This window comes from Paraburkholderia ultramafica (genome assembly GCF_902859915.1).
GTDB lineage: Bacteria > Pseudomonadota > Gammaproteobacteria > Burkholderiales > Burkholderiaceae > Paraburkholderia > Paraburkholderia ultramafica.
On record NZ_CADIKK010000081.1, the window covers coordinates 1 to 8,865 of the forward strand.

The 8,865-nt window shown below is 60.1% G+C and carries 8 protein-coding genes and 1 pseudogene; all 9 read left to right on the plus strand.

Going from position 1 to position 8,865, the window contains the following annotated elements:
- On the plus strand, positions 1-1,774 hold a 1,774-nt coding region (sdhA, locus tag HV744_RS35510), incomplete at its 5' end, for a succinate dehydrogenase flavoprotein subunit (protein ID WP_246279366.1).
- Positions 1,775-1,798: 24 nt separating this feature from the next.
- The gene (locus tag HV744_RS35515) at positions 1,799-2,503 is read left to right on the plus strand and encodes a succinate dehydrogenase iron-sulfur subunit (protein WP_175153925.1); all 705 of its coding nucleotides are present in this window, start codon (positions 1,799-1,801) and stop codon (positions 2,501-2,503) included.
- A 1-nt stretch (position 2,504) separates the two neighbouring features.
- The gene (locus HV744_RS35520; protein ID WP_175153926.1) at positions 2,505-2,774 is read left to right on the plus strand and encodes an FAD assembly factor SdhE; all 270 of its coding nucleotides are present in this window, start codon (positions 2,505-2,507) and stop codon (positions 2,772-2,774) included.
- 24 nt (positions 2,775-2,798) lie between these two features.
- Entirely contained in the window at positions 2,799-4,205 is a 1,407-nt protein-coding gene (gene fumC / locus HV744_RS35525) for a class II fumarate hydratase (RefSeq protein WP_175153927.1), read from the plus strand.
- Positions 4,206-4,315: 110 nt separating this feature from the next.
- Entirely contained in the window at positions 4,316-5,605 is a 1,290-nt protein-coding gene (locus HV744_RS35530) for an NAD(P)/FAD-dependent oxidoreductase (RefSeq protein ID WP_175153928.1), read from the plus strand.
- A gap of 441 nt (positions 5,606-6,046) precedes the next feature.
- Positions 6,047-6,712: a cytochrome ubiquinol oxidase subunit I gene (locus tag HV744_RS35535; protein WP_175153929.1), complete on the plus strand. Its 666-nt coding sequence runs from the start codon at positions 6,047-6,049 to the stop codon at positions 6,710-6,712.
- Between the two features lie 57 nt (positions 6,713-6,769).
- Positions 6,770-7,225, plus strand: a complete 456-nt coding sequence (locus HV744_RS35540; RefSeq protein ID WP_175153930.1) for an FKBP-type peptidyl-prolyl cis-trans isomerase — start codon at positions 6,770-6,772, stop codon at positions 7,223-7,225.
- A 113-nt stretch (positions 7,226-7,338) separates the two neighbouring features.
- Positions 7,339-8,061: pseudogene (locus HV744_RS35545) on the plus strand (bifunctional folylpolyglutamate synthase/dihydrofolate synthase); the annotation flags it as partial.
- 135 nt (positions 8,062-8,196) lie between these two features.
- Positions 8,197-8,865 (plus strand): class I SAM-dependent methyltransferase (locus tag HV744_RS35550; RefSeq protein WP_175153932.1); only part of this gene is annotated, 669 nt, incomplete at its 3' end.

An 8,865-nucleotide genomic window follows, 5' to 3' on the forward strand; every position in this document is an offset into this window, starting at 1 on the left:
GGCTGCAATCAAGAATTCTCTGCCGCGTCGCAAGTTTGACGTGGTTATCGTCGGCGCAGGCGGCTCGGGGATGCGCGCTTCGCTGCAACTCGCGCGCGCCGGTCTGTCGGTTTGCGTGCTGTCCAAGGTGTTCCCGACGCGTTCGCACACGGTCGCTGCTCAAGGCGGCATCGGTGCTTCGCTCGGCAACATGAGTCCAGACAATTGGGAATGGCACTTCTACGACACGATCAAGGGTTCCGACTGGCTCGGCGACCAGGACGCGATCGAGTTCATGTGCCGTGAAGCACCGAACGCAGTCTACGAACTCGAACACATGGGCATGCCGTTCGACCGTAACGCAGACGGCACGATTTATCAGCGCCCGTTCGGCGGCCACACCGCGAATCATGGCGAGAAGCCGGTGCAACGCGCTTGCGCGGCGGCTGACCGTACCGGTCACGCGCTGCTGCACACGCTGTACCAGCAAAACGTCGCGGCCAAGACGCAGTTCTTCGTCGAATGGATGGCGCTGGACCTGACCCGCGACGCCGACGGCGACGTGCTCGGCGTGACCGCGCTGGAAATGGAAACCGGCGACGTCTACATCCTCGAAGGCAAGACCACGCTGTTCGCCACGGGCGGCGCGGGCCGGATCTTCGCGGCATCGACCAACGCGTTCATCAACACCGGTGACGGCCTGGGCATGGCCGCGCGTTCGGGCATCGCACTGCAAGACATGGAATTCTGGCAGTTCCACCCGACCGGCGTGGCCGGCGCGGGCGTGCTGATCACCGAAGGCGTGCGTGGTGAAGGCGGCATTCTGCGTAACTCGAACGGCGAGCGTTTCATGGAACGCTACGCGCCGACGCTGAAGGATCTGGCGCCGCGCGATTTTGTCTCACGTTCGATGGGACAGGAGATCATTGAAGGGCGCGGCGTCGGTCCGAACAAGGATCACATCCTGCTCGACCTGTCGCACATCGGCGCCGAGACGATCACAAAGCGTCTGCCGTCGATCCGCGAAATCGCGCTGAGGTTCGCGAACGTCGACTGCATCAAAGAGCCGATCCCGGTCGTGCCGACCATCCACTACCAGATGGGCGGTATCCCGACGAACATCAACGGTCAGGTCGTCGGTACGGCGAAGGGCCACGAAGAAGTCGTCAACGGTTTCTACGCTGTGGGCGAATGCTCGTGCGTGTCGGTGCACGGCGCGAACCGTCTCGGCACGAACTCGCTGCTCGACCTGGTGGTGTTCGGCCGCGCGGCCGGCAACCACATCGTCAAGCACGTGAAGGACATGAAGGAGCACAAGCCGCTGCCGGCCGACGCCGCCGACTTCGCGCTGTCGCGTCTGGACAAGCTCGACAAGTCGTCGTCGGGCGAATACACGCAAGTGATTGCAGGTGACATCCGCTCGACCATGCAAAAACATGCAGGCGTATTCCGCACGCAGAAATTGATGGATGAGGGCGTCAAGGAACTTGAGCAACTGAAGGAACGCGTCGGGCACGTCCACCTGAAGGACAAGTCGAGCGTATTCAACACCGCGCGCGTCGAAGCGCTCGAACTCGCCAACATGATCGAAGTGGCGCGCGCCACGATGGTCTCTGCGCAGGCACGTCAGGAAAGCCGCGGCGCTCATGCGCCGGGCGACTACCCGCATCGCGACGACGAAAACTGGCTGCGCCATACGCTGTGGTTCAGCGAGGGCGACTGCCTTGACTACAAGCCGGTTCACATGCAACCGCTGACCGTCGATACGGTTCCGCCGAAGCCGCGTACCTTCTAACGCACAAGTCAAAGGAATTGAGAAATGGCAAAGCGCACATTTGAAATCTACCGCTACGATCCGGACAAGGACCCAGCGCCGCGCATGCAAACGTACCACATCGAAATCGACTCGCACGAACGCATGCTGCTGGACGCGATCGTCAAGCTGAAAGCGCTGGATGAAACGCTGTCGTTTCGACGCTCATGCCGCGAAGGCGTGTGCGGCTCGGACGCCATGAACATCAACGGCAAGAACGGTCTGGCGTGCCTGACGAACCTCAACGACCTGCCGCAGAAGATCGTGCTGCGTCCGCTGCCGGGGCTGCCCGTGGTGCGCGATCTGATCGTCGACATGACGCACTTCTTCAACCAGTACAACTCGATCAAGCCGTACCTGATCAACGACACGCCGCCGCCGGAGAAGGAGCGCCTGCAATCGCCGGAACAGCGCGACGAGCTGGACGGCCTGTACGAGTGCATTCTGTGCGCGAGCTGCTCGACCTCGTGCCCGAGCTTCTGGTGGAACCCGGACAAGTTCGTCGGCCCGGCGGGGCTGTTGCAGGCCTATCGCTTCATCGCTGATAGCCGCGATCAGGCGACGGGTGAGCGCCTCGACAACCTGGAAGATCCATACCGCCTGTTCCGTTGCCACACCATCATGAACTGCGTCGACGTTTGCCCGAAGGGCCTCAACCCGACCAGGGCGATCGGCAAGATCAAGGAATTGATGGTTCGCCGGGCGGTATGAGATGAGCACGTCACATCAGTCCGACCCGCTGTGCCGTGCGCGTCTTCGCTGGCGCGCACGACGCGGCCTGCTCGAAAACGATCTGTTCTTCGAGCGCTTTTTGGGAAAATACGAGCATGTCCTCAGCGACGCCGACGTGGGCGCACTGACCCGGCTGTTCGATCTGAGCGATAACGACCTGATGGACGTGCTACTCGCGCGCAAGAAACTGGAAGGCGAGCTTGCCGATCCGGACGTACTCTGGATGCTGACGCTGCTGCGTGCAGCGTGAATCATGAATGAAAGGATAGATACGATGGACAACGTTCGCATGGAGGTCGACAGCCTCGGAGAAGTCGGCGTTCCCGCCGACAGGCTATGGGGTGCCCAAACCCAGCGCTCACTTGAGCATTTCAGCATTGGCCGCGACCTGATGCCACGGGAGATGATTGCCGCGTATGCCTACCTAAAAAAGGCTGCGGCGAATGCCAACCGAGCCGGCAGACGTCTTGACGACGAATCCCACACGCTGATTACTCAGGTCTGCGACGAGATCCTCGCCGGCCAACTCCACGATATGTTCCCGTTGCATGTCTGGATGACAGGCAGCGGAACACAGTTCAATATGAACGTCAACGAGGTGATCTCCAATCGCTGCTGCCAGCTCGCCGGCACGCCGCTCGGCAGCAAGAATCCGGTTCATCCGAACGATCACGTCAACATGTCGCAATCGTCGAATGATTCGTTTCCTTCCGCGATGTACATTGCCGCTGCGGTAAACACGACCCAACGCCTGGTTCCGGCGGTCAAGGCACTGCATGACGGAATAGCGGAGAAGGCTGCGCAGTGGGACGGCATCGTCAAGATTGGCCGCACCCACATGCAGGATGCGACACCGCTCACGCTCGGTCAGGAATGGTCGGGTTATGCTGGCATGCTTGCCGACAATCTCGCGCGAATCGACGACGCGTTAAAAGGCGTGTACTCCCTTGCATTGGGCGGCACGGCGGTCGGTACCGGCATCAATGCGGCGCCGGGCTTTGCAGAATCGGCAGCGGCGGAAATCGCAAGGCTGACCGGCCTTCCGTTTGTAAGCGCACCGAACAAGTTTACCGTGCAGGGTAGCCATGATGCATTGGTGCAGCTTTCCGGCACGCTCCGTTCGCTGGCAGTTTCTCTCTACAAGATTGCCAACGATATTCGACTGATGTCATGCGGTCCACGCGCGGGATTCGCGGAACTGCACCTTCCTGAGAACGAGCCCGGCTCGTCGATCATGCCCGGCAAGGTAAACCCGACTCAGGTCGAGGCACTGACGATGCTCGCCGTGCAGGTCATGGCGAACGACGTTGCGGTCGGATTTGGCGGCGCGGGCGGCTATCTGGAGATGAACGTCTACAAGCCGCTCATCATCTTCAATCTGATGCAGTCGATCACGCTGATGACCGACGGCTGCACGAACTTCCGTCGATTCCTGGTCGAAGGTACCCAGCCGAACCTCAAAAGGATCAAGGATGATGTCGATCGCTCGCTGATGCTGGTCACAGCGCTGGTGCCGGTTATCGGCTACGACCGTGCTTGCGCCATCGCTCACCATGCGATGCATCACGACCTGACCTTGAAGGCGGCCGCACTCGAACTCGGCTTCGTTGACGAAGAGACTTTCGACCGCGTTGTGGATCCGGCCAAAATGGTTCGGCCTTACGTCGCCAACGCAGATTAACGACGCGATTCCTTGCCATGTCGGCGTACTCGTCTCGTTCCGCATGGCGGGTCTGACGCTGCGACCGCGGCACGCCGGCATCATTCACTCCTCACTCGTAGAAAGAAACCATGTCCCAGCCGGTTCGGATTGTCATCGCGGGAGGCGGAATCGCTGGGATTCTGCTTGCAACGAAGCTCGGCGACCAGTTAGGCCGGACCGGGCGCGCCGCTATCACTCTAATCGACAGCAGCCCCACGCACATCTGGAAGCCGATGCTGCATACGATTGCCGCAGGCACGCGGGACGTTCAGCAGCAGCAGGTTGTCTATCTCGCGCACGCGCGCGAACATGGGTTCACCTATCTGCCCGGCGAAGTACAAGGGTTGGACCGCGAGCGTCGTCGCGTCGAACTCGGCGAGGTCAGGACGCCGGAAGGAGCTGTGATTCTCGACGCGCGTATTGTCGAATACGACGTGCTGGTGATGTCGCTCGGCAGCCGGGCCAATGACTTCGGCATGCCGGGCGTGAAGACGCATTGCCATTTCATCGACAGTCAGCAACAGGCGGAAAACTTCAACGTCGTACTGCGCAACCAGGTGCTTCGGGCCGTCGCGCAAGATGAATCGCTGCGTGTGGCAGTTGTCGGTGCGGGTGCGACGGGCGTCGAGTTATCCGCGGAACTGAGCCGACTGTTGGAGGTCGCCGCCCGTTACGGCGATCCTTCTGTGCGCAGTCGGCTGAACCTGACGCTGCTCGAAGGCGGTCCGCGCGTGCTGCCGTCGTTCCCGCCGCAGATTTCCGCGTCGAGCCAGCAGCAGCTCGAACGCATCGGCTTTCGCGTGATGACCTCGACGCAGGTGACGTCGGCCGATGCCAGCGGCTTCTATCACGATGGCTCGCGTGTCGAAGCTGACCTGATGGTTTGGGCCGCGGGCGTCAAGGCGGCAGATTTCATGGACAACCTCGCGGGACTGGAGACGAATCGTTCGAATCAACTGATCGTCGACGCGTCTTTGCAGACCACGCGAGACGACCATGTGTTCGCCATTGGCGATTGCGCGAGCCTTACGCCTGAGGGCCGGGAACGTCCGCTGCCGGCGACCGCGCAGGTCGCGACGCAACAGGCCGAACATCTCGCTCGTCATTTGCCGTGCTGGCTGGAAGGAAAGCCGCTGCCGGATTTCGCGTTCCGTGACTTCGGTTCACTCGTATCGCTGAGCGACTACGACGCTTTTGGCACGCTAGGCCGATTCGGCCTCTTCAAGGGTGGCGTCATTAGCGGGCGCGCGGCGCATCTGGGCCATGCGCTCCTATACCGGCGACATCAGCAGGCGTTGCATGGCGTCGGCAAAGCGGCGCTGATGTGGGCTGCGGAGCAGGTCAACGGCCTTGTGCAGCCGAAAATTCGCCTCGCTTGAGCGCGCAACTCAGTCGCGACGACGAACGGCTATGGACAACACACCGTTCGTTGGTTGCCTAACGGCAGGGCCCCACTTACGCGCCAAATTTCCGCACTGAACAGGCATGCCTCTGTTTGGAGTATGTGCCTTTGACATCCGTCAGGAAGTCGCGGCATCCGGGGCGCTGCCTCAGGATTGCGTGTCCGAACACATGCAGCGCCATGGGAACTCGCCGTTCTCAGCTGCCGCGCCGAAAGGGCGCAGTTGCCCGCGCTCCGCGCAAGCGCGTTATTTACTGAAAGATATTGAGCTAACCACTCCCGATATATTGGAATACGACGAGTAAAGAGACATACTTCTCTCACTCTTTCGGGTGGCCAACCATCTCGGCTTAATAACTCCTACTGCGTAATGAGTGGCGTGCCGCAGCGGTGCGCGTAACGTCAAACCAGTGTTGTAATGGACACGGATGTCGAAGCTTTAGATCTTGCACGTGAGCAGTTCTCGGTGACCATTCTCTTCCAGATATTGTGGCCCAGCCTGACCATCAGCCTGTCTGCCTTTCTCCTCCTTGTGGAGACTCAATGGGCTAAGACATGCGAGGTGGTCTGCTATCGGCATGCGCGTTGTCGGAGCAGACTAGTGTTACTTAACGTTGTTATATGTGTCGTCAGTGGTATCCCGATGGCCGTGCAGTTCGGTACAAACTGGGGGGCGTCTTTACACTACCAAGATCCGGTCGCCGGAAGCATCCTCGGTTTTGAGGGCGCAAGCGTCTTTATGCTCGAAGCCTGCTTTGTCGGGATCATGATGCTCGGCTGGAACCGAGTGCCGAAAGACGTTCACCTGCTTGCCGCCGTCGTGGTCGCAGTCGGTGTGTCGTTAGCCGCGTTCTGGATTACGGTCGGGAACTCACGGCGGCAGACCACGGCGGGTGCCGCCGCGTTTGATGGAGAGTTTGGGTTTCGGCACCGTGTTCGTGATCATGGTTGGCTACCACCTATACCAACACCACCTGTCCCGAGGCAACATCGTCTCAGTGAAGCACGGACGACCAGCTTGACGGGCATATTGTATAAGCACGTGCCTATCGATGCTGTGCATTCTCTTGTCGGTCGATCCTGACTGGACAGAATGTTACACGCATGTCACCCCATTCAACCGAATGACTAGATCTGTGCCATGAACATTCCCAACGTCTCCGAAGTGACACTAGGCTCGCACGTCACGCTTCACTACCGGCTTTCGCTTGCCGATGGCAGCGAAGTCGTCAATACCTTCGTCGATAAACCGGCCACGCTGCTGTTGGGCGCCAGCCAGCTTGCCGCGCCGCTAGAAGATCTTTTGCTGGGATTGAAGGTCGGCCATCATTCGAAGTTTCAGCTAGCTCCGGGACAATCGTTCGGACCGCGCAATCCGGATTTGATCCAGCGCGTGTCGCTCGCCATGCTGCGCGAAAACAGCATGCCTGGCGAGGATTTCTCGGCGGGCGACCTTGTCGAATTCAATACGCCAGGAGGCGCACGTTACGCAGGCGTTCTGAAGGAGGTCGGCGAGACATCGGCGTTGTTCGATTTCAATCATCCGCTTGCCGGCGAGGCGCTGGCGTTCGAAGTCGAAATCATCGGGGTTCTCTAACCGGGAGGGACTTCAGCTCGCACCGCACGATACAGCGTCCAGCATCGTTCCAATGGCGAAAGCGGTTCGGCACAGTGTTTTCTCCCACGTTCGTTATCCGGATCTTCAAACCAATGCCCACTTTCCCTACTCTCGACGCGTGGCTCACTTACCTCCAGGCCGCGCAACCGGTGGGCGTCGACACGGATTTGAGGCGCATTGCGCAAGTGAAGCAAGCGCTTGGTTTCTCACTCGATTGCCCGGTGATAACAGTCAGCGGTACGAACGGCAAAGGATCAACGTGTGCGATTCTCGAAACGATCCTGCTGCACGCTGGATATCGCGTGGGTTGTTATATGTCGCCGCATCTGCGGGTGTTCAACGAACGGGCGCGTCTGAATGGTATCGACGCGGCCGATGTCGAACTGCTCGAACAGTTTGAAGCAGTGGAACGAGCGCGCGCGAGCTTGACGGAACCGGTCCGTCTGACGCGCTTCGAATTCGCGACACTGGCAATCATGCGGCTCTTTGCAGCGCGTGGACTGGACGCAGTGCTCCTTGGGGCAGGCATGGGCGGCCGGTTCGACGCGGCCAATATCATTGATACGGATTGCGCGATTGTAACGAGCGTTAACATCGACCATGCCGACAGCCTCGGCGATACGCGCGAAAAGATCGGCTCCGAGAAGGCGGCCATTTTCCGTGCGGGGAAGCCGGCTATATGTGGCGATCCGGCGCCGCCGCAGAGCGTGGTGGACCACGCTCAGGCGATTGGCGCGGACCTATGGCTGGTTGGCCGACATTTCCGTTACGCGGCGCAACCTGGCAACGAACGCCAGCAGTGGAGTTACCTGGGGCACCGCCGCGGCGCTCTACGGTGGCGGCCGTAACGTCCTACCGTACATCGCAGGATCATTGAAACTGACAGTTCAGGCCGTGGCGTGAGCGGGACGGCGAGAAAAATGGAATCGACTCTTGAGCGAGGTGTAAGAATGTTTTGGAACGGAAAGCTGGCGCAGTGGGTGCAAGACGTAAGAACTAGGGAAAACCTGCCAGCGCGTCTTGTGCTGTGGAATGGTCGGCAACACGACTTCGGCACATTTAGCGCGCCGCAGGTCACGCTGAAGGTGAACAGCGCGTCTGCGCTGCCGCTATTGCTTGAACCGAGCCTCGACAATCTTGGCGAGGCGTACGTGAAGGGCAAGATCGACATCGAAGGCAAGCTGTCGGACATCATCAGCATTGGCTATTCGCTAGCCCGCAGCTCGGTGACGAATGCCGGCTCGCTCACGCGCGTGCGGCGCTATTTCAGCCATTCGAGAGCTTCGGACAAAAAGGCGATCCAGTACCACTACGACGTCTCGAACGAGTTCTACAAGCTGTGGCTCGACGAGAACATGGTCTACTCGTGTGCGTACTTCGAGAACGGTGACGAAGATCTCGCCACCGCGCAGATCAAGAAGATCGACCACATCCTCACCAAAATCCAGTTGCAGCCCGGCCAGCGTCTGCTTGACATCGGCTGCGGCTGGGGTGCGCTCGTGCTGCGCGCGGCGCAGAAGTTCGGGGCGAAGTGCGTGGGCGTGACGCTCTCGCAGAACCAGTTCGACCTCGCCACCGCACGCGTGAGAGCCGCGGGGCTGGAAGGCCAGATCGAGATT